The following is a 24,593-nucleotide window of genomic DNA, read 5'->3' as shown; positions in this document are numbered from 1 at the left end:
ACGTTTCTCCCCCGGTTCGACCGGATTTGGCTGCCCGATCTGTGTCGGGCGTGCCGTCATGTTTACAATATGATGACGGTATTCGGGAAATATTTTTTCGCAATCGCGAAATAGGCAATTCGGCCAACAGGTTATCAATTGACCGAATTTGCGCTTTTTCCTCGCATCATTTCAAAGACGCAGTCAGCATTACTGTGCAGTTGCACAAAAGAATTCAGAGGCCTTCGGCAAGGTCTTCGAGCATATCAAGCCCGACCGCTTCGATATGGCGGTTATCCTTGAGCGAAATCGTTGCTTCCTTGCGCAGTTGCGTCAGGGTGCGCGACACGGTTTCGATGGTCAGACCCAGATAATCGGCAATGTCGGACCGGCTCATCGGGACGTTGATGGTATCGGTATTTTCACCGCGATGTTCCTGGCGTCGGGCCAGCATCAACAGGAAGGATGCGACCTTTTCCTTGGCAGTCTTGCGGCCGAGCAACAGCATCTGGTCCTGTGCGGCGGCCAGTTCGTCCACCGCCATGCCCAGCATGCGTTTTTCAAGATGCGGGAACTGATCAAACAGCTTTTCGAGCTTCTGCCGCGGGAAGCGACAGGCCGTGACCGGTTCGATTGCCTCGGCGGTGTAGCTGTAATTGGCGTTCAGGGCCAGTCCCAGAAAGTCGCCTGCAAACAGGAAACCGGTGATCTGACGGCGACCATCACCCAGCAATTTGTACAGTTTGACTGAGCCCGACGTGACGTTGAAGACATAGTCGGCTTCTTCGGCTTCGTGGAAGATGGTGCTGTGTGAATCAAACTGGACGTGAGTCAGCAGTTGGCGCAGCTGATCATGTTCAGCCCCGTGCAAAGACGAGCAGAAGGTCAAGTCCTTGATAGAACAGGCTTCGCAAAGTTGGGGGCGGACTGCCATCGCAGACTCCGATACTGGTGACCCGATACATTGAGTAGCGTTAATTTATGCGAACAGACAGGAGCGTTTCAAGTTATTCTAACTGTCATTGTGGTGGAATTTCTTGGATTTAGGCGCAAACTGGTCGTCATCGTCGTCAAACAGGATGCGATTGGCGGCCCCTTCCATGTCGTCGAATTGCCCGGAACGCAGTGACCACAAAAAGGCACCAAGCCCCAAAAGACCCAGAAAAAGTGCGATCGGGATCAGGAGAAGAAGGTTGCTCATGCCATTAGGCTCCTGCCTGTTGGGATGTGGGGCGCAGGGGCGCGATATCAAGGTCTGGCGATTGTCCGGATGTCTTGGCATGCAGGCGCAAGGCATTGGCAATAACAATCAGCGATGACGATGACATGGCGATGGCTGCAATCAGGGGGGTGACAAAGCCCGATACCGCAAGGGGAATCGTAATCAGGTTATAGGCAAAGGACAGGGCGAAGTTCTGACGCACCAGCCGGTCGGCCTTGCGGGCGACGTCGATGGCTTCGATGACGGCACCCAGCCTGTCACCCTGAAACACGATATCAGCCGCGTTTTGCGAAATCTCGGCAGCGGTTGCCGGTGACATTGATGCATGGGCACAGGCAAGAGCCGGGGCATCATTGATGCCATCGCCGACCATCAGATCAAACTTGCCCTCATCTGCGCGTTTCTGGACAAAGCCGGCCTTGTCGGTCGGGGACATGCGCGCATGCCAGTCACGCAAGCCGATTGTTTCGGCAAGCTGGCGGACCGTGCTGCTGCGGTCACCCGACAGCAATGTCATATCAAATCCGCGCGCACGCAGGGTATCAACGACCGTGACCGCGTCACTGCGCGGTGTGTCGCGGAACACAAACCGGGTCGGTGATTTTCCCGGTTCTGCCAACCATAATTCCGGCCCGGTGACATCAGACGGCAAATCGGCGTTTTCCGCGATATCGCAAAATGTGCGACTGCCAAGCAAAATGGTGCCAAACGGTGTATGCGCCGTCAGGCCAAGGCCCGGTTGTTCGGTAACATTGGCCATGGCCGCAACATTGCCAGCCGCACGCACCAGGGCTCGGGACAATGGATGATTGCTGTTGGCGGCAATGCGTGCGGCAAGTTCAAGCGTTTCGGCGTCGGTCTGGCTGACCAGTTCGGGTTTGCCGGTGGTCAGTGTTCCGGTCTTGTCAAAAATGATACCGGTAATTTTGGTCAGCCGTTCAAGTGCGGTTGCCGATTTGACAAGAATTCCGGCGCGCAACAACCGGCCGGTGGCAATGACCTGAACGACCGGAACCGCAAGCGCCAGCGCACAGGGGCAGGTAATGATCAGAACCGCAATCGCATTCATCAGCGCATCCTGCCAGGCAAGACCGCCAATCAGCCACCAGCCGACAAAAGTGGCCAGCGACAGGAAATGAACAACCGGGGCATAGGATTTGGCCACCCGGTCGGCAATCGCGACATATTTGGCCCGACCCTGTTCGGCATTTTCCATCAGCCGGACAATTTCCGATAGCAGGGTATTGCCGCCGGTTGCCGTCACACGAATGCGCAAAGGCGCGGATATATTGGTCGTGCCGGCAAAGACTGTTTTGCCCGGGCGGGTCAGGACCGGGATGCTTTCGCCGGTGATGACGCTGGTATCAATGTCGGACTGGCCGTCGATGACTTCACCGTCAATGCCGATCCGTTCCCCCGCCGCCGTCAGAACGACCATGCCCGGTTCCGCCTTGTGCGGGGCGATCAGGCGACGGGTTCCGTCATCGTCAATGACGGTGATTGACCGGGCATTCAGAGACAAAAGATGTTCGGCCGCCGACCGTGCCTGTCCACGGGCCCGCCCGTCCAGATAGCGACCAATCAGCAGGAAAAACAAAAGCGTGATCGCGCTGTCGAAATAGGCATGCGGTTCGCTACGAATGGTTTGGGCAAGGCTCATGCCAAGGGCAAGGATCACGCCAAGGCTGATCGGGACATCCATATTGACCCGGCGGCTGCGGATGGCACCCAGTGCGGAGCGATAAAACGGCATCCCGGCATAGGCCGCGGCAGGCAATGCAATCAATGCCGATAACCAGTGAAACAGATCGCGGGTTGCCCCGCCCATGCCCTGAAAATACCCGGCCCAGACAGAAACCGATAACAACATCACATTACCGGCCGCAAATCCGGCGACGGCCAGACAGCGCAGCAATTCCTTGTTGCGAGACACGGTTGCCTGTTCAAGGGCGGCGGGATCAAACGGGATCAGGCGATAGCCCATCTGCAAAACCGGTGACAGGATGGCACCGATATCGGACGACGCACCCTGCCAGCTTAGACGCAGGCGGCGGGTCGTCATATTGACCCGGGCACGCGTCACGGCATCGTTGCGTTGCAAAAGAGTTTCGATCAACCAGACACAGGCCGCACAATGAATGCCATCCACCATCAGATTAAGATGGTGGGTGCCGGTGTCATCGGTGCTGGCCAGTTCGGTGAAATCAAGACTGCCAAGCGTTTCTTCATCCGGGCGCAGGGCACGGATTTTGGGATCGACCGCGCGGCGTTTGTAATAGGATGAAAGCCCCAATTCGCCGAGCAGCTCATACGCCCCGGCGCATCCCGCACAGCAAAAGTCAGGCCCTGCCGGTGACGAGGCAGTGACCGGTTCCTGGCAGTGACGGCAAAGGGCGGGCTGGGTCATGGATTGATGACGACGTTTTCAAGTGTCTGGTAATCATCACCCATGGCATGGGCGATGGTGCGGACCTGCCAGCGACCATATACCGGGAAAGATGCACTTGCGCGATATTCGCCCGGTGCAACTTCGGCCATCGGGATGGTCTGGTCCATGTCGTCGCGGTCAGAACGGGTCAGAACGATCGACATTTTTGCACCACTGATCGGTTTGCTGTCCTTGTCACGGAACAGAACAGTGATAGTGCCCGACTGGTTGATGACACCCCCGACCGTCAGTTTGCTGCGCCAGCCAAGTTCGGCCTGACGGGCCGCACCGGAAATTGCAGCATTGTAGTTGTTGCCTTCTTCAAAGGCGTGCTTGGTGACAAGGCCGTTCCAGCTGGTCATGGAAAAAGTGATCAGCGAAATATTGGCAATCAGCATGATGGCAAAACCGCCAACAAAGTACCAAGGGATCCAGCGATCCGATTTGCGCGGGCCGGTTTGATCAGAAGAAGGAGACGTCATATGCGTTGCCATTGCTTGTCTTTCCTGTGCCAAAGCGTTTTCACGATCAGCGGTCGGTCTTGGGACCGGCAAATACTGTATCATATGTTTCGGTGTTTCCGGTTTCCGTATCGGTCACCGTGAATTCGAACGGTGTTGCATCGCCATCAAGTGCCGACGGATCGGCGGCAATGAACACACGGAAACTGCCAACCCGGTCCGGCGCCACTTCAAGATCAAAGGTGCCTTTCTGGTTCGGGGTCTGACCGATGATCTGGAAATCCGAAATCGTCAGTCCGGAAACCGTCAGTTCATAGGTTTTCAGCGACTGTTCCTTGTTGAGCAGCTTGACCGTATAGCCATTGCGGACATCGCCATCAGACAGGGTCACAAATAGCGGGTTGCGGTCACGCAGCACATTGAGTTCAAGGACCGAACGGTTCAAAAGACCGAACATCATCACCGATGCCACCACGGTCAGGATGGCTGCATAGAAAATGGTGCGCGGGCGAATGATGCGCACACGGGTTGCCTTGCCTTGGGCGCGAAGCTGGGTGTTCTGGACCGAATCAAACCGGACCAGATCACGCGGAAAGCCGACCTTGTCCATGATGTCGTTGCAGGCATCAATACACAGGCCACAGCCAATGCATTCCATCTGCAGGCCGTCGCGGATATCAATGCCGGTCGGGCAGACATTCACACAGGCACGGCAATCGATGCAGTGGCCGGTTTCGGGCACTTCGCCACGGGTCAGGTTTTTGCGTTTAAGCGGCCCGCGGGCTTCCCCACGCCATCCTTCATAGGTGACGATCAGGCTTTCATCATCCAGCATTGCCGACTGAAAACGCGGCCAGGGACACATATAGGTGCAGACCTGTTCGCGGGCCCAGCCAGCCAGAAGATAGGTCGAGAAAGTCAAAAACGCGATGGTGACATAAACAGCCAGCGTCGCATTGCCGGTAAAGACATCGACAATGACGGTCGGGGCATCGTTGAAATACAGAACAAACGCGCCGCCGGTTGCCATGGCAATGGCAATCCAGGCCAGATGGGTTGCACCGATTTTCCAGAATTTCTCGAACGTCCATTTTGATTGGTCGAGGCGGACACGCGCGTTGCGATCGCCCTGGATATAACGTTCGACCAGCATGAAAAGATCGGTCCAGACCGTCTGCGGGCAGCCATACCCACACCAGATACGTCCAAACAGCGAGGTTGCGAGAAACAGACCGATTGCCGCCATGATCAGGATGCCCGTGATGTAATAGACTTCCTGCGGCCAGATTTCGATGAAGAAGAAATAGGCGCGGCCAAGATCCATGTCGATCAGAACAGCCTGATCGGGGGCGCTTGGTCCACGGTCCCAGCGGATCCATGGCACCAACCAGTAAATCGACAATAACGCGATCAGTGCGAACCATTTGAGGTTGCGGAACCGGCCGGAAACGCGTTTGGGATAAACTTTGTCCCGCGTTTTATAAAGGGGTTGATCACGGTCGTCTTCTTCAATGATCGGGGCCGTTTCGATATCGGGACTTTGCAAATTGGACATGGCCATGTTCGCTACCTGGTTGTTGCTTTCGTCCGAGCAACTGCTCTCGTCGCGGTGAACCGCCAGTTGTTTCAATCGGTTAAACAGCCAGAGAATTTTCAACTTCCGGCAGCTTTACGAAGCAAACTCTAATTATTCAAATCTCAGGCAGAAAAGTACGAGACAGGCGAAAAACGCACCATGATACATGTCAATTTACGCAGGGATATTCGTGTGAATTGTCGCCGTAGTGATGTGTTGATCCCAATTTCGTTACTTAGGTATTTACCTAAGTAACGAAATTGGTTATGGTTTGATCCATGATGATCGAAAAACAAACTATCGAAACAACATTCAATGCGCTTTCGGACCCGACCCGGCGTGCTGTGATCGAAGCACTCAGCAGCGGTCCGGTATCGGTTTCTGAGCTGGCCAAACCGTTTGCGATGGCATTGCCATCCTTCACGCAGCATCTGGGCATTCTGGAAGATGCCAAGCTGATTGTGTCGCATCGCGAAGGGCGGCGACGGATTTGTGCCCTTAATCCGGGAACGCTTCAGGAAGCCGAAGACTGGCTTGCGTTGCATCGTGCGCAATGGGAAGCCCGTCTTGACCGGTTTGAGGTACATCTTGAAACCATGAAAAAGGAACAAGCAGATGATTGATCGCGGTACCGACCATATCGCCGACTGGCAAGAATGGCCGCTTGATCGGGAGGTTGTGTTGGCGCGCGTCGTGAATGCACCCGTCGAACTTGCCTTTCGTGCGTGGTCCGATGCCACACAAATTGTGAAATGGTTCGGCCCTGATGGAATGCGACTTGAAACCCGGGAAATTGACATCCGCAGTGGCGGCGTATGGCGGTTCGATATGGTGGCACCGGATGGCACGCGCTATTCCAACCGGATGGAATTTGTCCAGGTGACGTTTCCCGTGATGATCGAGGCGTTGCACGGGGCCGACATTGATAATGATCCGGACCAATTCCGGTTGCTTGTGACATTTGATCCGCAGGAAAATGGCAAAACCGTTGTGACCTTGCGCCAACTGCATCCAAGTGCAGCACGCCGCGCAATTGTGATCGGGTTCGGGGCAGTGGAATACGGGGCGCAGACCTTGCAAAAGCTTGATGCCCATTTGGCTGGGGTCGAAAAGGCATCGACCTGAGCCCGGCGGTGAAAGCGCAAAGTAAAATATAAAAAGGGCCAGCGACGATAAATCGCTGGCCCTTTTTGTCAGATATATTCCGTCTTAAAGACTGCCGAACTTACTGGCCGCCACCCAAAGAGTGGACATAGACCGTCAGCATCTTGATGGTTTCTTCGTCAAGACGGCCTTCCCATGCCGGCATCACGCCACGGCGCGAATTGGTCACGGTTTCGGTGATGGTGGCTTTGTCGCCCCCGTACAGCCAGATGGCGTCTGTCAGGTTCGGCGCACCGAGTTCCTGAATGCCTTTGGCATTGTCACCATGGCAGGATGCACAGTTTTCTTCGAACACGATCGCACCACGATCAGCCGCGGCCTTGTCGGTTGCGCGGTCGGTGAAGTGCAGGACATATTGCACAACATCGTCGATCTGATCGCGTTCAAGCAATTCGTCACGGCCAAAGGCCGGCATGTCATTCATGCGGGTGTCTTCATTGGCATCCCAGCGGATCCCGACATGCAGGGTTTCGTTGATGGTTTCAAGTGTCCCACCCCAAAGCCATGCGTCATCCTGAAGCGACGGGAAGCCCGGATTGCCCGATCCGCCCGTACCGTGACACGGTGCGCAATTGTCGGCAAAGATCGCCTTGCCACCGGCCATCGAGAAGTTCAGAAGTTCCGGATCGCTGGTGATTTCCGTTACATCGAGTGCCGCAAGGCGTTCCATGAACGGAGCGCGTTCGGCAGCAACATTGTTCAGGGTTTCATGCAGCTGGGTACGGTTGGTCGTCCCGAACATCCCCTTGAGATAGTCATTGGCGGTCGGCCAGGACGGATAAACCACCCAGTAACCGATTGACCAGATAACGGTCACCCAAAAAACATAGACCCACCAGGACGGAAGCGGTGTGTTGAGCTCCTTGATACCGTCCCATTCATGGCCGGTGGTCTCGCGCCCGGATACCTGGTCTTTTTCGACATGTGTCGGCATTACTCTGTTCTCCCCTTAATCCTGATCCCGCAGCGGAATCCGGGCGTGTGCTTCCATGTCCCGATTGCGCTTTTTGCTTGGCCACATGACCCAGGCAATGATCGCGCTGAACAGAAGCATCAGCCACAGTCCCCACAGGGGGCGGAAAAAGTCAGCGAGTTGCGTAAAGAATTCCATGACGTTCCCCTTTGCCCTAGCGCAGGTTCATCTGCGGGTTATAGGTGGTGAAGTCGACCATCCGGCCCAGGACCTGCAGATACGCAATCAGCGCATCCATTTCGGTCAGTTCTTCCGGTTTGCCGTCAAAATCACCTGTTGCCGCATTCGGGTAACGAGCAAGGAAATCATCGTCATAGGCCGCATCCTCGCTGGCCTGCAGGTAAAGGTCCGCCTTGGCCGTCTCGATCATTTCGTCGGTATAGGGAACCCCGACCATACGAAGTGTTTCGAGATGGGCCTGTGCGTCATCGAAGTTCAGTTTGCGTTCAGCAAGGAACGGATAACCCGGCATGATTGATTCCGGCACGACAGAGCGCGGATCCTTCATGTGGGCCACATGCCAGTCATTGGAATATTTCCCGCCGACACGTGCCAGGTCCGGACCGGTACGTTTCGATCCCCACTGGAACGGGTGGTCATACATCGATTCCGCGGCAAGGCTGTAATGGCCATACCGTTCGACCTCGTCACGGAACGGACGGATCTGCTGGGAATGGCAGTTATAGCAGCCTTCACGGATATAGATATTGCGACCGGCCTGTTCGAGCGGCGAATAGGGACGTACCCCTTCGACCTTTTCGATGGTCTGTTCCATCGTGAACAGCGGCACGATTTCCACGATGCCACCAATGATGATGGTCAGGAAAATGCCAAGGATCAGAACGAAGACGTTCTTTTCAACGATATGGTGTTTTTTAAGAAGCATATCTCGTTCCCCCCTTATTCGGCTGCAACAGTGGCAGGTGTGCCGATCGGAGCTTCGTTACGCAGATCGCCCTTGATCGTCTTGTAGACGTTCCAGACCATCAGCAGCGAACCAAGAACAAACAGCAGGCCGCCGGTTGCGCGAATGATGTAGTAGGGATGCATCGCCTCAACGGTTTCGATGAAGGAATATTGCAGGAAGCCCAGTTCGTCATAGGCGCGCCACATCAGGCCCTGCATGATCCCCGAAACCCACATCGAGGTGATGTAAAGAACAATCCCGATGGTCGCCAACCAGAAGTGATGCGACACCAGACGCATCGAATACAGGCGTTCGCGATTCCACAGAACCGGGATCAGGAAGTAGATCGCACCGAACGATACGAAGGCAACCCAGCCAAGCGCACCGGAATGCACGTGACCAATGGTCCAGTCGGTATAGTGCGAAAGTCCGTTGACGGCCTTGATCGACATGACCGGACCTTCGAAGGTCGACATGCCATAGAAACCGACAGCAGCAACCATGAAACGCAGGACCGGGTCGGTACGCAGCTTGTCCCAGGCACCCGAAAGCGTCATCAGACCGTTGATCATCCCGCCCCAGGACGGCATCCACAACATGATCGAGAAGGTCATGCCAAGGGTCTGCGCCCAATCGGGAAGGGCTGTGTAGTGCAGATGGTGCGGACCAGCCCAGATATAGAGGAAGATCAGCGCCCAGAAGTGAATGATCGACAGGCGATAGGAATAAACCGGACGTTCGGCCCGTTTCGGGATGAAGTAATACATCATGCCAAGGAAGCCAGCCGTCAGGAAGAAGCCAACCGCGTTATGGCCGTACCACCACTGGGTCAGGGCATCCTGAACACCAGAGAACATCGAATAGGACTTGGTGCCGGTCAGCGATACCGGAATGGCAAGGTTGTTGCCAAGATGGAGCATCGCGATCGTGACGATAAACGCCAGATAGAACCAGTTTGCCACATAGATGTGCGGTTCCTGACGTTTCAGCAGGGTACCGACAAACATCGCCAGATAGCATACCCAAACCAGGGTAAGCCACAGATCAACAAACCATTCCGGTTCGGCATATTCGCGGCCCTGGGTGGTGCCGGTCACGTAACCGATCGCGGCCATCACGATGAAAAGCTGATACCCCCAGAATACGAATGCAGGCAACGCCGTGCCGCCATAAAGCGGGGTGCGGCAGGTGCGTTGAACCACATAGAAGGAAGTCGCCAGCAAAGCGTTACCACCAAAGGCAAAGATAACTGCCGAGGTGTGCAATGGGCGCAGACGCCCAAAGTTCAGAAATTCATTGTCGAAATTGAGCGCCGGAAATGCGAGCTGCCAGGCGATGACATCACCCACCAGAAATCCGACGACTCCCCAAAATACGGTCGCGAGTGCGGCCCAGCGCACAACGTCCATATTATAATTAACAGCAACCGCAGGCGATGCTGTCTGTGCCATGCTCCCTTGGCCCATGCTTGACTCCCGTTCAAGGTGTTCGGGGCAACTGTCCAGACCCTCTCGGACAGTTTCATCCGTCCCCGTGAATAACCCGATCCGAGGATGGGTTATTCACCTGCACTTGAAGCCCCACCCACAATGCATCCCGTTTGAAACAGGGACGCATTGAACCTGGCGAGGTTTCCCATTCAGTGCAGCGAGTATGCGGGCACATGGCCCAAAAGCCATTGATGTACGTCAATACAGGCGCGCAATACCCGTTGGAAATTCAATCATGGGATTCCATGTTGTCGCCGGACGGGGACCTCAAGTGTTGTGGCTGTTTATGCGCCCCAACGCATCCAAACGTGTTGATGCACATCAAGGTTGACCGGATTTATTTGCGGCATGATCGGGTAAATTCCAGAGGACGGTAATCATGTCAGAAGCCTATCAGGCACATCCCCTTACATCGCACACTGCGGATATGACGTATCCGCTGGTGCAGATGATGCAGGTCGATATGTCTTTTGATCGATGGCGTGCCTTTGTCGACCGGTATTGTCTGCCGGTTGGCGATACGGGGGCGGACTCTGGCCTGGCGGGGGCAACTGATGCCGACCAGCTTTTATGGCAACGCCAGCGCGGCATCATCGTTCTGTCCAACGAGCGCGGCTATATCCACGGTCTGTTTTCCTATTATGTGCGTGATGACATGACCGACGGGCTTGTCCTGCATGTCGATAATGTCATGGCGGTGGAAATCGTGGCGGGTGCCTATGTGTTTGATGCCATGCGTGATGCGATGAACCGGCTGGCGCGCGATCATAAATGCGCCAATGTGTATGTTTCGCTTGGCGAATGTGACGGGCGTTTGCGCGATTATTTTGCCAAGGCCGGCTTCGTGCCAAGCAAGGTCCGCTATTGCGCGCCGGCAACGCCGAAACTGTCAGCCTGACAGCATTTCCAAATCCGTAAAAACGCCTGCTTGCGCCGGGGCATATTCGTGCTACATCCGGGTAAGCGATATGTGGACGGGCCCCGGAAACAGGACTATAAGGCGGGTATGAACGGTATTCCTTTTGTCAAAATGCATGGTCTGGGAAATGATTTCGTTGTCTTTGACGGACGACGCGATCCCGCTGTGCTTGATCTTGATAACGCAACTGCTGCCCGGATTGCAGATCGCAAAACCGGTGTGGGGTGCGATCAGTTGATCGTGATCGAACCGGCCCGCGATGATCTTGCCGATGCCTTCATGCGCATCCGCAACAATGATGGCGGCGAGGTCGAGGCATGTGGCAATGCCACGCGCTGTGTTGCCAGCATCGTCATGGGCGAGCTTGGCCGCAATGATGCGATCATTGAAACCGTGGTTGGCCTTCTTGATGCCAATGGTTTGGCCGATGGTCAGGTAACCGTGGATATGGGGCAGGTCCGGCTGGACTGGCGTGATATCCCGCTGTCAGAAGCGGTTGATACCAACCATATTCCATTGTCGCTTGGTCCGCTTTCGGACGCAGTCGGGGTCAATGTCGGCAATCCGCATGCGGTCTTTTTCGTCGATGACGCCGAAGCCGTCGATATCGAAAAATTCGGACCGATCCTTGAACATCACGAAATGTTTCCCGAACGCGCCAATATCGAAGTGTGCAGCATCATCGGCGAAAACCAGATCCGGATGCGTGTCTGGGAACGTGGTGTCGGTGTGACGCGTGCATGTGGCACCGGTGCCTGTGCGGTCGGCATTGCGGCGGCACGTCGCGGACTGACCGGGCGCAAAACCGATGTCATTCTTGACGGGGGCAAGCTTACGATTGAATGGTTGCCCGATGACCATGTCCTGATGACCGGACCGGTCGCGACCAGTTTCCAGGGCTTCCTGCATTCATCCCTGTTGGGTGCGCACTGATCAGAAATATGTAACCGGCCCGCATGGTGATGTTGGCCGGTTATTTTTTACATGTACTTTTACGGACCCCTTCGGGCCTTGCGTCGATTGTTGTGATCGGGCAAAACAGGGCCCAACAGGATCGGGTCCGATCCATGTCGGGACGCCCGCCTCCCGTCTTTTGTGAAACTCAAAAGCAGGTTCAGATAATGGCTGACTTTAATACGCTTGACGGTGTCAATGTCGCTGGCAAGCGCGTATTGCTGCGCGCTGATCTTAACGTTCCGATGAAGGATGGTGTTGTTGGTGATACGACCCGCATCGACCGTACCGTTCCGGGCCTGATCGAACTGGCTGATGCCGGTGCCAAACTGGTGGTCATCACCCATTTTGGCCGCCCGAAGGGCCAGCGCGTTGCTGAAATGTCGCTTAAACCGGTTGCCGATGCCCTTGCCAAACAGTTGGGCCGCCCGGTGAAATTTGCCGATGATTGCATCGGTGATGCGGCAGCAAGCGTGGTCAACAGCCTTGAGAACGGTGAAATCGCGCTTCTGGAAAACCTGCGTTACCATGCAGAGGAAGAAAAGAACGACCCGGCATTCGTGGCCGAGCTAGCCAAGCTTGGCGATGTTTACGTCAATGACGCGTTTTCCTGTGCGCACCGTGCCCATGCCTCGACCGAAGGTCTGGCGCGCGCACTTCCGGCTTATGCCGGGCGTTTGATGCAGGCCGAACTCGAAGCATTGGGCAATGCGCTTGAAGCTCCGAAACATCCGGTGATGGCAATTGTTGGCGGTGCCAAGATTTCGACCAAGCTTGATCTTCTGGGGAACCTTGTTGCCAAGGTTGACCAACTGGTGATCGGTGGCGGCATGGCCAATACGTTTTTGGCGGCCAAGGGTGTCAATGTTGGCAAATCACTGTGCGAGCATGATCTTCTTGAAACCGCGCGCGAGATTTTCAAAAAGGCCGACGCCGCCAATTGTGAAATCGTTCTGCCGGTTGATGGTCTGGTTGCCAAGGAATTTGCCGCAAACGCACCGCATGATGTGTCTGACATCAACGACGTTGCCAGCGACGGCATGATCCTGGATGCCGGTCCGGAAACCATCGTTGATCTGAACAAGCGTCTGGAATCTTGTGAAACGCTGGTCTGGAACGGGCCGCTTGGTGCGTTTGAAATCACCCCGTTTGATACGGCGACGGTTTCGGTTGCCCAGCATGCGGCAAAACTGACCAAGGCAGGCAAACTTCTGTCGGTTGCCGGTGGTGGTGACACGGTTGCTGCCCTTCGCCATGCGGATTCCGATCAGGACTTTTCCTATGTCTCCACCGCGGGCGGTGCGTTCCTTGAATGGCTGGAAGGCAAAACCCTTCCGGGTGTTGCGGCCCTTCGCGCCAAGTAAGATTGCCGGTCAGGAATTTACGACAAACCCCGCCATCTGGCGGGGTTTTCTTTTGGGCAGCCTGAAATGGCTTTAGGTCTTTTCGGGATAGAAAATGATGCCGATGCTTTTGATCACGGGCGGGATTGACCGGACGACATGGGCCAGTCCGAGAACCAGAACCCCGTGGGATGTGCCGACATTGCCGGTCATGACATCATCAACCAGGGTATCGCCGCTATCGTTTAAGGCGGTGAATAGCAGGATAAATCCGACCGTCGCATCAACCCACTGATTGCGCACCCAGGTTTCAACCTTTTTAAGCAGCGGAAACATCACTTGACCTCTTTGACGTCGTTAAGTGAGGCCGCAAACAATTGGCTTTGGCAAGCCGGTGCAAAATGTCCGAATATTTCGCAACAGGCCTGTTTGCACAGTCCGGTTCGATGCGGCCGATGGTTCTTGTCTTGTCGGGGCATGAAATATGATGCGCGACCCTGGCAGGAAGGTCGAGCATGTTTGCACGATCCGGGGACTTATTGCTGATTGACGTCAGGCAGGCTGTTTTGTGCCGTGCTTTTCATGATCGCATCGCGATCTTTCAGGAAGCTGGCATAACCGTTTTCCATCATGGCACCGCCCAGCTCGATATAGACCGTGAACAGGCGCGATAAAGTATCGGCCTCGTCGGTATCAAGAATCGAAAGAAGCTCGCCCGAGCGCGCCTGACCTGTTTCGAAATGCTCCCAGGCATGTTCAAGCAGGATGCGCCCAAGGTAATCAAGATTTTCGAACTTGGCCTGACCGATGGCGTTGCGGATTTCGCCAAGCGTGATGTCGGCAGCAATCAGCATTTCGGACGGAATGGTGACAAGGCGGTCCGGGCCTTTGATATCTTCGGGAAGATCACGCAGGATGTGAATGATATAGCAGAAAATAGCCATATCGCGCGCGTGACAGATCGGCGGGTTGGTCAAGGGCGACGTATAGCCGATTTCCGGATCGTATCTGGCCGAAAGAAGATAGACAAAGATCGATGCCGGTGCTGCGGTTGCCCCTTCGCAATAGGCGATGAAATCATCCCATTCATCCATCGGTTCTTCGGCAACATCGCGATGCAGCGCATCGGCAAGGGCAACCCATGGTTCGGGCGAAAGATCGCTGCGTCCAAGGGTCAGACGCAATGCTTCATAGACATCACCGCTGAGCGGGCCGGTTTCCGGCAACGGGTTGTCAGCACCGGCTTTGGCGGAAATGATCTGGGCCTGCCACTGATTGATGGTTTCCAGAACGGTTTCACGCTGTGCATGACGTTCGGCATCGGGCAGTTCAAGAAAGCCGTCATCAACAATGTCGTCAATGACCCGCATCGAGGCATAGCTTGCCAGAAAGAAACGCTGGCGTTCCGGGGACAGACGCATGGCCGCACGGTAAAGATTGGCATTTTTGGCCGCAGCAAGTGCATTGCATGCCTCAAACGGGGCGCCAAGTACGGCCTTTGATGGGAGCGAGTGGCTCATGCGTGTCTAAATGTCCCTGAATATCCCGGTGGATTATCTTTCCAAGAGTCATACAGGACTGCCCGTCCTGTGCAACAGGGATTTCCCGTGACAGCCCGGAAATGATCACACCGGGGCCACACCAAATGATCAGAATTCGATCCGGTAGCTGGCGGTCAATCCCAGCATGGCGTCAATACCGTCAAGGATGCTTTGTTCCGGATGAGGTGGTGCCATATTGCGCGACACACTGCCATGCAACCCGATCCAGATATCTTCAAGCGGCATATAGGACAGAGACGCAGCAAGACCGGCATCGTGAAAGGCATTGTCACTGTCAGAGAACAAAACCTGGCTGCGCCGTTGATCGGGCGCATAGCCGCCGGTCTGATAGTTGCCGATATTTTCCGATCGGGTTGAACCCAGTTCGACAAACGGCCCGACAGCAATGCCGAGTTCCGGCACCGGCGCATAGCCCAGGCCGATTTGCGCGCTAAGTGCGTTGGTGCGGGTATTCCGGTTGCTGTCGATTTCAAGCCAGAACTGACTGGCATTTTCGGGATCTTGCGCATCCTGTAATGCAGGCCCGATCACGATGCTGTTTTGTGGGCGGCTGGAAAAATAGCGACCGATCCCGTTTGATCCGGCAGGTGGCAGAATGCCCGCGCCAAGATCCGTGCCAAAGGTCAGGCGTGAGGATGCCGGAACCTGTGTGCTGTCTGTCGACTGGGCGAAAACAGCCGAAAACAGACCCGAACCCGCAGTCATCGCGGTGGCCAGAAATGCAGTACAGATCGAGGTTTTAGCCAAATGCGGTTTCATCATCATGCCGCCTGTTCCCACAGGTGATCTAACGGTCACAGCAATCAGCGCACTGGTCAGGGGACCCCCATTACTGGAAGTCAGGCAAGTTTCGGTGTCGGTCCCATACCAACCATGTCGTGTCCGTGCCTCCACATTGACTGCGGCATTGTCACGGCGTGAACTTCATCAGGGGATTTTTTTAAAAGATGGCGTCAACAGACGGTTCGCGTATGTTGCGCGCAACACTGGCTTTAGCGCCCCAAAAAGTCCCTGATAGCGTTGATTTGTGCTTTGTCATTCAAATGGGGTGCATGTCCGCAGTTCGCCACTGCAAAAACCGGCATTTCGGGTTTTTTATTTTTCATTTTCTCGACAATCGCCTTGGGGATGAGGTCGGATTGTTCGCCGCTGATCAGCATGACCGGGCAGGGCAGGGCGTCAAAAACGTCCCAGGCATCAAAGGAATCAATATGTTCGGCAAAGATGCGCATGACTTCGGGATCGTAATGCATCATGAAATTGCCGTTTGGCAGGCGCCGTACGGAACGGGACGCCAAAAACGCCCATGTTGCATCGTCGGCCACCCCGAACGGGGCATAAACCAGCCGAACCAGTTTTTCGACGTCATCAATGGTTTCAAATTCGGGTGATGCGCCGACATAGGATTTGATACGCGCCACCGCGTCCGGATCAAGTTCGGGTCCAATATCGTTAAGAACCAGCTTTTCAATCCGTCCGGCAACTTCGGCGGTGGCATAAAGCCCGATCAGGCCCCCCATGGATGTCCCGATCCAGTCACAGGTTTCTATGCCGAAATGGTCGAGAAGCTCGAACATCTGCGCGACATAAAAGGGCACGGTATATTCACGGTCCGGGTCCTTGGCCCAGCCGGAAAAGCCGCGCCCGATCATGGTCGGACACAGAACATAGTACTGATCGGTGAAATGGGGGGCGACATGATCAAAATCATCAGCAAGCCTGGCCAGACCATGCATCATGATCAATGGCCGTCGGGACGGGTTGCCCCATGCCCGGACATGGACCTCGTACCCGCAGCATTTGACGAAATGTTCGCGAAATTCTGCCATGGTGCGGCTCCTTGTCAGGGAATGGTTCGGTGGGGTTAGCTTGGGCGTTTGCGCGCAACCATGAAAAGACGGTTGAACGGAAACAGTGTGCGGCCATCATCGCGGATCGGATAAACCTGATTAAGGCGTTCCTTGTATTTCGCGGTAAAGGTTGCGCGTGCCGCGTCATCAGGAAGGGCCGCCATCACCGGGCGCAGGATGGTCGAACTGGTCCAGTTATAAACCGCATCCGGCCCGTTCAGGACATGACAATATTGCGTCTGCCACAAATCGATCTCATCGCATGACGGTGCAAGAACGTCGAAATAATCGCCCGGACGCATGATACGGGCTGCGTGCATGGCCTGTGCCACTTCCTTGCGCCAGTCCATGCCAGCTTCGCCGATCAGCTGATGACTTGGCGCCAGGAAATTGTTGGGAACCTGAATGGCGATCATGCCGCCCGGACGGACAAAGTCCAGAAGGCGGGGAAACAGGGTCGAGTGATCGGGCACCCAATGCAAGGCCGCATTGGAAAACAGAAGATCGACCTGCTCGTCAGGTTGCCAGGTGGCGATATCGGCCTTTTGCCAGTCAATGTTTTCGGATCGTTTGCGCGCGGTGTCCAACATCTCGTCAGATGAATCAACACCGACAATACGGGGACTGTCATCGTTGTCCGTTGCAAAGGCATCGGCAAGAATTGCGGTCACCGAACCGGGACCGCATCCCAGATCAACGATATGGCGCGGGGAAAAGCCGCTGGCTGCTTTTGGCAGGCGGCCAATCAGATCAATGGCAGGTCGCAGGCGTTCATTGCCAAACAGACTGTAACGGGCAGGATCCCAATGTGTATTGCTCATGGTTAATTCCTAGAGCCTTTTGGGGGAATTTAAAAGCATTGATGCCGGTTACAGCTGTATCAGGCACAGCGCGTGATCAGTGATCGGTTGCATCAAGCTGATCATAATACCCCTTGATCAGGTGGAACATGAACAGCACAGCACCGACAAACAGGGCCAAGCCGACAAAATAGGAATAACCGTCATGCGAGCCTGACGCATAGAACAGTCCGAAAAGACCGACCACAATGGTCAGAACACCAAAGATAAACCGATCCGTACCCATATTGGAGCTCCTCTAAGTCGTAGGTGTCTGATAATTCGTAAAATTTAGCGAAAAGAAAGCAGCGATCAAGCCGCGTTCTGATCCTTTATGCCTTTTTCATTTTACGAATTCTTTGCGGTACATCACGAAATGCCTCGGCGAGTTGCAAATAAACGGGCCGTTTGAACGGTACGATCATGTCGGGCAGCGTCGCCAGGTCGTTCCAGCGCCAGGCATCAAATTCCGGGTTGGGCACATCAATATTGATATGCTTGTCCTTGCCGGTGAACTGCATGGCAAACCATTTCTGCTTTTGGCCGCGATACTTGCCCTTGAACGCCTTGCCAATCAGATGGTCGGGCAGATCATAGGTCAGCCAGTCGGGCGTTTCGGCGATGATTTCGGCCTTGTCGGTGCCGATTTCTTCCTTGAGCTCGCGCAGGGCGGCTTCAATCGGGGTTTCGCCATCGTCAATGCCGCCCTGGGGCAATTGCCATGCGCCTTCAAATCCGAAACGGTTGCCGACCCAGACCAGGCCATCCTTGTTAAAAAGCGCAATACCGACACAGGGGCGATAGGGCAGGTCTTCGGCCTTTACCCTTGTGGCTTCGGTTGAGTTCGTATCGGACGGGGATGCGGATTTGTCAGCCATGATTTCTCCTGGGTGATCGGGGCCGGGTGCGTATGGCGTCCGGTCACTGACTTTCGATGGTGGCGGCGGGTTCGTCTGCGGTATTTTCAGCCGGATTGTTTTCGGCTTCCTGTGCCATGATTTCGCTTTCGCGCTGTTCGGCTTCGCGGCGTGCGGCTTCTGCTTCGGCGGCGGATTGCGGGGTGACCTGCATATTGGCAATCGCACTGACCGGTGCCAGTTCGACGCCCTGTCGTTTCAGGCGCAAGGCCCAGTTGCGCAGGCGCTGAATGGTGACCGGATAGGATTGGGCAAAGCCGACAGCAACACCGTTGCGTTTGGCAAGCTGGACCAGATCGGCAAGTCTTGCATCAATCTGGCGGCGGCTGGGAACCTGATCGATCAGAATGTTGCCAATCGCATTTGGCGTTCCGGCATTTGATGCCAGTTGCGCGCCATAGCTTGCCATGCCGCTGCGCGTACCTTCGAGATACATCAGGCCCGAACGCGATACGAATTCAATGATCGGGCGGATGGCGCTATCAAGGCTTCCGAATTTTGATCCTTCGTGGCTGACCAGTCCGGCATAGCCGGGGAACTGTGCGAGCAACCATTCAAGCCGCACAAGGTTTTCACCCTCTGACAGGGATGTCAAAAGCGCGCGTGGCCCCGGATCGGAAAGCGGGAAATCGGCCGGTTCCATCGGTAATTCAAGAAAGACTTCATGGCCCATTTCGCGGGCCTGTTCGGCAACGGTTTTGATGTCGCGGCTATAAGGTGAAATACCCAACGAAATATTAAGCGGCAGATCATTGATCGCGGTTTCGGTGCGGGCTTCATTCAGGCCAACCCCGGTCAGAATGATCGCGACATAGGGTTGCCCGTCGGTTTTTTCAAAGGGCCGCTTATAGGCATCGAACGGTGTGGTGCCATCATCGGCAATGCGCGGGACACGGCCGAAACTGCCTTCTTCATCCAGACCGGGCAGCGGGGCCTTGCGCAAGGGGTCGGGTTCGATCGGATCGTCAATCGATCCTTCTTCGGCGATGATGGCGGCCAGTTCTTCGGGGCTTAGCTCGGTATCGGGGGCAACACCGTCAGCCTGATCGGCCGGCCCGACCAGATCGGAGACACCGGAAAGCTGATTGGTAATGTCTTCGGCGGATTGTGGGGTGCCATCGGGACCGACATCGCCATTATGCTGGGCCCGTTCGCGTTCCTGCATGTCGCGCACACCGCGCGCGATTTCTTCCTGGAGTTCGCGTTCAGACCCCGGGACAGCCACCAAGGCCTCGGGACTGCCAAGATGAAACAGCCGCCAGCCGGTTTCCGGATCAAGGATCGGGATCAGGGCAACCGCTGTCGCCCCGAAGGGCGACAGGAAGACCAGAATGATCAGAATTTTCGACAGCCAGCTGCGCCGTGATTTCGGCCGCTTGGGCAGACGCTTGATCTGAATTTCGATCGGAAGTTCGTTAAAGGGCAGGTCATCAAGATTGACTTCTTCAGCGTCAGTCATCCCGTCGCCAAGGTCGTCGGCCAGCGCGCCGGCCATGTCCTCGTCGAGATCGCCATCCTTCTTCTTTCGGAATGGCAAGGAATTTAGGATTTTCCTGAACACGAACAGCTAGTCTCTCACGATGTCCGGATGGTCCTTACCCTTTCGGGCGCGGACCAAACAGCGAAATGCCCCGGATCATGTCAAGCGCCCGCGAAAGCTGATAATCGTCGATCGCAAGTTGCTCGGCTTCATCCCGGCGGGAATTTGCATCCTTTTCTGCGTCTGTGGTCGCGGCGTCCTCGTTGCGAAGCGCACCGTTCAGGGATGCTTCGGACCGGCGGGTATCGCTTTCGATACTTTCAACACGGGCCTGGGGCACGATGATGTCCGGAACGATGCCGACTTCCTGAATGGATTTGCCTGACGGCGTGTAATAACGCGCGGTGGTCAGGCGCAGTGCAACATTGCCCGGCATCGGAAGGATTGTCTGAACCGATCCCTTGCCAAAGCTGCGCGTGCCCATGATGACCGCACGGCGGTGATCCTGAAGAGCGCCGGCAACAATTTCGGATGCCGATGCCGAACCGTCATTGATCAGAACAACAATCGGCAGTCCTTCGGCCAGGTCACCGGACCGCGCGTTATAGCGTTCGGTATTCTGGGTATCACGCGGGCGGGTCGATACGATTTCGCCCTTGTCCAGGAAGGCATCGGATACCGAAATCGCCTGATCAAGCAGGCCGCCCGGGTTGTTGCGCAGATCAATCACCAGACCCTTGATTTCCGGGCCGATCTGATCGCGCATGTCGCCAATCGCACGTTGCAGGCCGCTAAAGGTCTGTTCGTTGAATTTGGTGATGCGGATATAGCCGATATCATCCTTGGCTTCGGCGCGGACCGACTGGATCTTGATGACCGCACGGGTCAGGGTGACATCAAACGGAGCCTGTTCGCCCTTTCGGATGATGGTCAGGACAATGTCGGTATTGACCTTGCCGCGCATCATTTCGACCGCATCATTAAGCGTCATGCCACGAATGGCGGTGCCGTCGATATGGGTGATGAAGTCGCCCGGTTGCAGGCCGGCCTTTTCGGCGGGCGTGTCATAGATCGGTGCGATGACTTTGACAAAGCCGTCTTCCATCGTGACTTCGATGCCAAGACCGCCGAATTCGCCACGGGTATCGACCTGCATTTCCTCGAAATTATCCATGTTCAGATAAGAGGAATGCGGATCAAGTGACGTCAGCATGCCGTTGATGGCGGCTTCGATCAGCTGCTTGTCATCGACTTCTTCGACATATTTGGCTTTGACCTGTTCAAACACGTCACCAAACAGGTTCAAAAGACGATATGTCTCAGCCGAGGAGGTTGAAGATTGCGCCAGACTTGGGGACGCAAGGCCGAAAGTCATGCCGGTCGCGAGTGCGAGTACTGCCAATCGAGAGGTTTTCATCCACTTACCTTGCCGTTTTTCGAGGCCAGCCACGGAAGCGGATTGATCGCTTCTCCGTCCTGGCGCATCTCCAGATAGAGTTTAGGCGCTGTTTCACCCATAATACCAACAGGTTCGCCCGCCAACAGATATTGTCCTACCACACTGTCGAGCCGATCAAAACCGGCGATAAGACTATGGTATCCTTCGCCGTGTTCGATAATCAAGAGTCGGCCGTACCCGCGGAAGGGGCCTGCAAAGACCACTTTGCCATCAAAGGGCGAGACAACCTGCGCATTTGCGCGGGTGCTGATCTCAATTCCTTTGGATCTTGTGACGGTCAATCCGTCGGGACCACGCGATTTTTCCCCGAACAGTGTGACGACTTTGCCACTGGCAGGCATGCGCAAATGCCCATGCGCCAGGGTGATCGAACTGCCAACCGCGAATTCTTCGTCGCTTGTGCCATCCTGTTTCGGGGTGGCTGCGGCCGGTTCTTCCTTGCGGGCTGGCGGTTCGGGGGGCGTATTGCGGGCAATCGTGGTTGCGCCCAGCGTATCTGCATCGGGTTCGGTCCGGGTGGCGACATCAATTTCCGGGCGTGATCGCGGTGCGGGCAGACCTTCGGCCCGTTTGCGCAAGGTGCTCAGCAACTCGCCAAGTGATTTGGCCTCGTCAGCCAGCGCATTTACGGCCTTGGCGGCTTCGTGGGCTTCGGCCTCGGTCTCGGTGCGCAGGCGGCGCTTTTCACTCAGCAATGCGGCAAGCGATGTGCGTTCCTGTTGCAACGCACGGGTGGCTTCGGCGACGTCCGCGCGTTGGGTGCGGATATCTTCGCGCAAACGTGCAATTTCATCGAGTTCCTTACGCAGGTCGCGGGCATGCTGTTCAACGCCGGGCAGGGCAGCCTTGAGCAATACCGCCGAACGCAAGGTATCCTGCGGCGATGTCGGAAGGGCAATGACCGCTTCGGGCGGGGTGGTCGAAAGGCGCTGCAAGGCCATCAGGATGCGGGCATATTGACCGGCCTTGTCCTCAAGGCTGGTGGCCGCGACCTTTTCGCGGGTTTCAAGCGATTGCAGCTGATCTTCAAGTTCGGTCAGGGTTGTTTCCAGACGCTGGGTACGGCGGGCAACCGAAATGGCTTCGGATTGCAGGGCCTGTTCCTCGGTCCAGAGTTCCCGCGATTTGCGCGACAGGAATTCTTCCTGTTTTTGCTGTTCGGACAGCTGGCTTTCAAGCTGATCAAGTTTCTTGTCAACTTTTTGAAGCGACTGGGCAAAAGAAGGCGCTGCCCCGCCTGCCAGACACAGCGCAAGCGCGGTCACGGCAGGCAGGGCGATCTCATAAGCTGACTTAGCTCGCAAGAAGCGCATCATTCTGTTTCAGGCCCTTAAGCAACGGTTTGCCAGTCATCTCGGCTGGCTGTGGCACGCCAAGGAGTTGCAGCAAAGTCGGTGCAACATCGGCAAGGCGCCCATTCTCCAATGTTACCCCTTCCGGACCGTTAACAAGAATGGTCGGCACCAGATTAAGGGTATGTGCAGTATGGGGTTCACCGGTTTCCGGATCGACCATGACCTCGCAATTGCCGTGGTCGGCGGTGACAAAGGCAACGCCGCCAACCGACTTGATCGCATCAATCACCTTGCCAAGGCAGGTATCAACAGCCTCGGCTGCTTTCATAGCAGCCGACAGAATGCCGCTATGCCCGACCATGTCGGGGTTGGCGAAGTTCAGGATGATCGCGTCATATTTTTCCGACTTGATGGCAGCGACCAGTTTTTCGGTGACTTCGGGTGCGGACATTTCCGGCTGAAGGTCATAGGTCGCGACTTTGGGCGATGCGACCAGAATGCGGTCTTCGCCTTCGAAGACCTGTTCTTCGCCGCCGTTAAAGAAGAACGACACATGCGGATATTTTTCGGTTTCGGCAATGCGAAGCTGCTTCAGCCCGGCCTTGGAAACCACTTCGCCAAAGATGTTGGGAAGGGTTTGCGGCGGATAGATCGCATCCATGTATTTGGCGTGTTCGGACGAATATTCGACCATGCCGGCCTGTACGGCAAATTTCGGCGCGGTGCCGCGGTCAAACCCGTCAAATTCCGGCGCACACAGGGCAGCAAGGATTTCACGCGCACGGTCGGCACGGAAATTGGTCATCAGAATGCCATCGCCATCCTTGATCCCGTCAAAATCGCCAATCACGGTTGGCAGGACAAACTCGTCGGTGGTGTCATTCGCATAGGCATTGGCAATTGCGACCTCCGCACTTTCGGCAGTGCGACCATCGGCATAGTTTTTGCCCTGAACCATGGTGAAATAGGCCTGGCTGACGCGTTCCCAACGGTTGTCACGGTCCATGGCGTAATAACGCCCGGTCACGGTGACAATCTCGACATTGGCATCGCCGATCAGGGCGCGGAATTTCTCAAGGAATTTGGCAGCACTTTTCGGTGCGGTATCACGGCCATCAAGATAGGCGTGAATTTTGACCGGCACACCGGCGCCTGCGATGATTTTGGCAAGGGCGGCCATATGGGCCTGATGGGAATGCACGCCACCTTCGGACAGAAGACCGGCAATGTGGCAGACACCCTTGCTATCGCGCAGCGTTGCGATGATTTTCTTGACGGCATCGGTATCGGCGATGCTTCCGGTTTTGACGGCCTCGTCAATTTTGGGCAGTTCCTGCATGACGACACGACCGGCACCGAGGTTCATGTGACCGACTTCCGAATTGCCCATCTGACCTTCGGGCAGGCCGACATCCAGACCACAAGCCTTGAGGAATCCGGTCGGATAATTGGCATAAAGCGCGTCCCAGACAGGCGTATTGGCCAAGGCAACGGCGTTGTCCTTGGTTTCTTCGCGATACCCCCAGCCATCCAGAATACACAGCACCACAGGGCGCGGGCGCTTTACGGAATTCGATACAGTCACGTTCATAAACCCCACTGATAGAGATAAAGGCTGAATTACCCGTAAATATGGTGACTTACCGGGTAATTCGCCATCAATCCTGTTGTGCGGGCAGGGTGGGTCAACCGTTACTCACAACAGGCAAATGTGTAATTTCGGCAATTTAGCACGAATGTGGCCGCGAAACAGTACCCCGACCTGGAATTTTTTG

The 24,593-nt window shown here is 55.6% G+C and carries 25 protein-coding genes; 5 read left to right on the top strand and 20 right to left on the bottom strand.

Features of this window, described 5'->3' with window-relative positions; translation table 11 throughout:
• Positions 1-214 precede the first annotated feature (214 nt).
• The 5 genes from CU041_RS12960 to ccoG all read right to left on the bottom strand — a co-directional run bounded on the left by CU041_RS12960 (position 215) and on the right by ccoG (position 5,651).
• Positions 215-913 (bottom strand): cyclic nucleotide-binding domain-containing protein, encoded by a 699-nt coding sequence (locus tag CU041_RS12960; RefSeq protein ID WP_068519844.1) that lies wholly within the window; start codon positions 911-913, stop codon positions 215-217.
• Positions 914-991: 78 nt separating this feature from the next.
• Positions 992-1,180, bottom strand: a complete 189-nt coding sequence (gene ccoS / locus CU041_RS12955) for a cbb3-type cytochrome oxidase assembly protein CcoS (RefSeq protein WP_068519843.1) — start codon at positions 1,178-1,180, stop codon at positions 992-994.
• A gap of 4 nt (positions 1,181-1,184) precedes the next feature.
• Complete coding sequence (locus tag CU041_RS12950; protein ID WP_101247248.1) at positions 1,185-3,608, bottom strand: heavy metal translocating P-type ATPase metal-binding domain-containing protein; 2,424 nt, start codon at positions 3,606-3,608, stop codon at positions 1,185-1,187.
• A complete protein-coding gene (locus CU041_RS12945; RefSeq protein ID WP_101247247.1) occupies positions 3,605-4,123 on the bottom strand; it encodes a FixH family protein in 519 nt (172 codons plus the stop codon). Before CU041_RS12945 ends, CU041_RS12950 begins: the two co-directional genes overlap by 4 nt.
• 34 nt (positions 4,124-4,157) lie before the next feature.
• Positions 4,158-5,651 (bottom strand): cytochrome c oxidase accessory protein CcoG, encoded by a 1,494-nt coding sequence (ccoG, locus tag CU041_RS12940; RefSeq protein ID WP_101247246.1) that lies wholly within the window; start codon positions 5,649-5,651, stop codon positions 4,158-4,160.
• A 293-nt stretch (positions 5,652-5,944) separates the two neighbouring features.
• Between ccoG and CU041_RS12935 the strand changes: the two genes are divergently transcribed.
• Together CU041_RS12935 and CU041_RS12930 are read left to right on the top strand one after the other, a co-directional pair.
• On the top strand, positions 5,945-6,289 hold the full coding sequence (locus tag CU041_RS12935; RefSeq protein WP_101247245.1) for an ArsR/SmtB family transcription factor: 345 nt from the start codon (positions 5,945-5,947) through the stop codon (positions 6,287-6,289).
• Positions 6,282-6,791: an SRPBCC family protein gene (locus CU041_RS12930; protein ID WP_101247244.1), complete on the top strand. Its 510-nt coding sequence runs from the start codon at positions 6,282-6,284 to the stop codon at positions 6,789-6,791. The genes CU041_RS12935 and CU041_RS12930 overlap by 8 nt, the downstream gene beginning before the upstream one ends.
• 100 nt (positions 6,792-6,891) lie before the next feature.
• On the opposite strand, the gene ccoP is transcribed toward CU041_RS12930, so the two are convergent.
• Genes ccoP through ccoN form a run of 4 tightly spaced genes read right to left on the bottom strand, consistent with a single transcriptional unit; the run spans position 6,892 to position 10,161 of the window.
• Positions 6,892-7,764, bottom strand: coding sequence for a cytochrome-c oxidase, cbb3-type subunit III (gene ccoP, locus CU041_RS12925; protein WP_101247243.1), 873 nt, complete (start codon positions 7,762-7,764; stop codon positions 6,892-6,894).
• A 15-nt stretch (positions 7,765-7,779) separates the two neighbouring features.
• Positions 7,780-7,941, bottom strand: coding sequence for a cbb3-type cytochrome c oxidase subunit 3 (locus CU041_RS12920; RefSeq protein ID WP_101247242.1), 162 nt, complete (start codon positions 7,939-7,941; stop codon positions 7,780-7,782).
• 16 nt (positions 7,942-7,957) lie between these two features.
• Positions 7,958-8,689: a cytochrome-c oxidase, cbb3-type subunit II gene (ccoO, locus tag CU041_RS12915; protein ID WP_068519838.1), complete on the bottom strand. Its 732-nt coding sequence runs from the start codon at positions 8,687-8,689 to the stop codon at positions 7,958-7,960.
• A 14-nt stretch (positions 8,690-8,703) separates the two neighbouring features.
• Positions 8,704-10,161: a cytochrome-c oxidase, cbb3-type subunit I gene (ccoN, locus tag CU041_RS12910; RefSeq protein WP_068519837.1), complete on the bottom strand. Its 1,458-nt coding sequence runs from the start codon at positions 10,159-10,161 to the stop codon at positions 8,704-8,706.
• 418 nt (positions 10,162-10,579) lie between these two features.
• Here ccoN and CU041_RS12905 point away from each other — a divergent pair, with 418 nt between their 5' ends.
• From CU041_RS12905 to CU041_RS12895, 3 genes are all read left to right on the top strand, one after another.
• Complete coding sequence (locus tag CU041_RS12905; protein ID WP_068519836.1) at positions 10,580-11,098, top strand: hypothetical protein; 519 nt, start codon at positions 10,580-10,582, stop codon at positions 11,096-11,098.
• Positions 11,099-11,206: 108 nt separating this feature from the next.
• Positions 11,207-12,052, top strand: a complete 846-nt coding sequence (dapF, locus tag CU041_RS12900) for a diaminopimelate epimerase (protein ID WP_068519835.1) — start codon at positions 11,207-11,209, stop codon at positions 12,050-12,052.
• A 188-nt stretch (positions 12,053-12,240) separates the two neighbouring features.
• The gene (locus CU041_RS12895; protein ID WP_068519834.1) at positions 12,241-13,437 is read left to right on the top strand and encodes a phosphoglycerate kinase; all 1,197 of its coding nucleotides are present in this window, start codon (positions 12,241-12,243) and stop codon (positions 13,435-13,437) included.
• 72 nt (positions 13,438-13,509) lie between these two features.
• Here the strand turns inward: CU041_RS12895 and CU041_RS12890 are convergent, their stop codons facing one another.
• From CU041_RS12890 to gpmI, 11 genes are all read right to left on the bottom strand, one after another.
• Entirely contained in the window at positions 13,510-13,752 is a 243-nt protein-coding gene (locus tag CU041_RS12890; RefSeq protein ID WP_101247240.1) for a hypothetical protein, read from the bottom strand.
• 200 nt (positions 13,753-13,952) lie between these two features.
• Positions 13,953-14,936 carry a squalene/phytoene synthase family protein gene (locus CU041_RS12885; RefSeq protein WP_101247239.1) on the bottom strand — a complete coding sequence of 328 codons (984 nt, stop codon included), beginning with the start codon at positions 14,934-14,936 and terminating at the stop codon, positions 13,953-13,955.
• A 129-nt stretch (positions 14,937-15,065) separates the two neighbouring features.
• Positions 15,066-15,743, bottom strand: a complete 678-nt coding sequence (locus tag CU041_RS12880; protein ID WP_101247238.1) for a hypothetical protein — start codon at positions 15,741-15,743, stop codon at positions 15,066-15,068.
• 227 nt (positions 15,744-15,970) lie between these two features.
• Positions 15,971-16,807, bottom strand: coding sequence for an alpha/beta fold hydrolase (locus CU041_RS12875; protein ID WP_101247237.1), 837 nt, complete (start codon positions 16,805-16,807; stop codon positions 15,971-15,973).
• A 35-nt stretch (positions 16,808-16,842) separates the two neighbouring features.
• A complete protein-coding gene (locus CU041_RS12870; protein ID WP_101247236.1) occupies positions 16,843-17,649 on the bottom strand; it encodes a methyltransferase domain-containing protein in 807 nt (268 codons plus the stop codon).
• Between the two features lie 76 nt (positions 17,650-17,725).
• The gene (locus tag CU041_RS12865) at positions 17,726-17,914 is read right to left on the bottom strand and encodes a hypothetical protein (RefSeq protein ID WP_101247235.1); all 189 of its coding nucleotides are present in this window, start codon (positions 17,912-17,914) and stop codon (positions 17,726-17,728) included.
• Positions 17,915-17,999: 85 nt separating this feature from the next.
• Entirely contained in the window at positions 18,000-18,545 is a 546-nt protein-coding gene (locus tag CU041_RS12860; RefSeq protein ID WP_101247234.1) for an RNA pyrophosphohydrolase, read from the bottom strand.
• A 43-nt stretch (positions 18,546-18,588) separates the two neighbouring features.
• Positions 18,589-20,121 carry a divergent polysaccharide deacetylase family protein gene (locus CU041_RS12855; protein ID WP_101247233.1) on the bottom strand — a complete coding sequence of 511 codons (1,533 nt, stop codon included), beginning with the start codon at positions 20,119-20,121 and terminating at the stop codon, positions 18,589-18,591.
• Between the two features lie 58 nt (positions 20,122-20,179).
• On the bottom strand, positions 20,180-21,481 hold the full coding sequence (locus CU041_RS12850; protein WP_068519826.1) for a S41 family peptidase: 1,302 nt from the start codon (positions 21,479-21,481) through the stop codon (positions 20,180-20,182).
• Positions 21,478-22,836 (bottom strand): murein hydrolase activator EnvC family protein, encoded by a 1,359-nt coding sequence (locus CU041_RS12845; protein WP_228196314.1) that lies wholly within the window; start codon positions 22,834-22,836, stop codon positions 21,478-21,480. The genes CU041_RS12850 and CU041_RS12845 overlap by 4 nt, the downstream gene beginning before the upstream one ends.
• Positions 22,817-24,409, bottom strand: a complete 1,593-nt coding sequence (gene gpmI, locus CU041_RS12840; protein WP_101247231.1) for a 2,3-bisphosphoglycerate-independent phosphoglycerate mutase — start codon at positions 24,407-24,409, stop codon at positions 22,817-22,819. The genes CU041_RS12845 and gpmI overlap by 20 nt, the downstream gene beginning before the upstream one ends.
• Positions 24,410-24,593 lie beyond the last annotated feature (184 nt).

This window comes from Thalassospira povalilytica, from assembly GCF_002844235.1.
Taxonomy (GTDB): Bacteria; Pseudomonadota; Alphaproteobacteria; order Rhodospirillales; family Thalassospiraceae; genus Thalassospira; species Thalassospira povalilytica.
The sequence above is the reverse complement of the archived record's forward strand: the minus strand, read 5'-3'. Positions and strand labels throughout refer to the sequence as shown.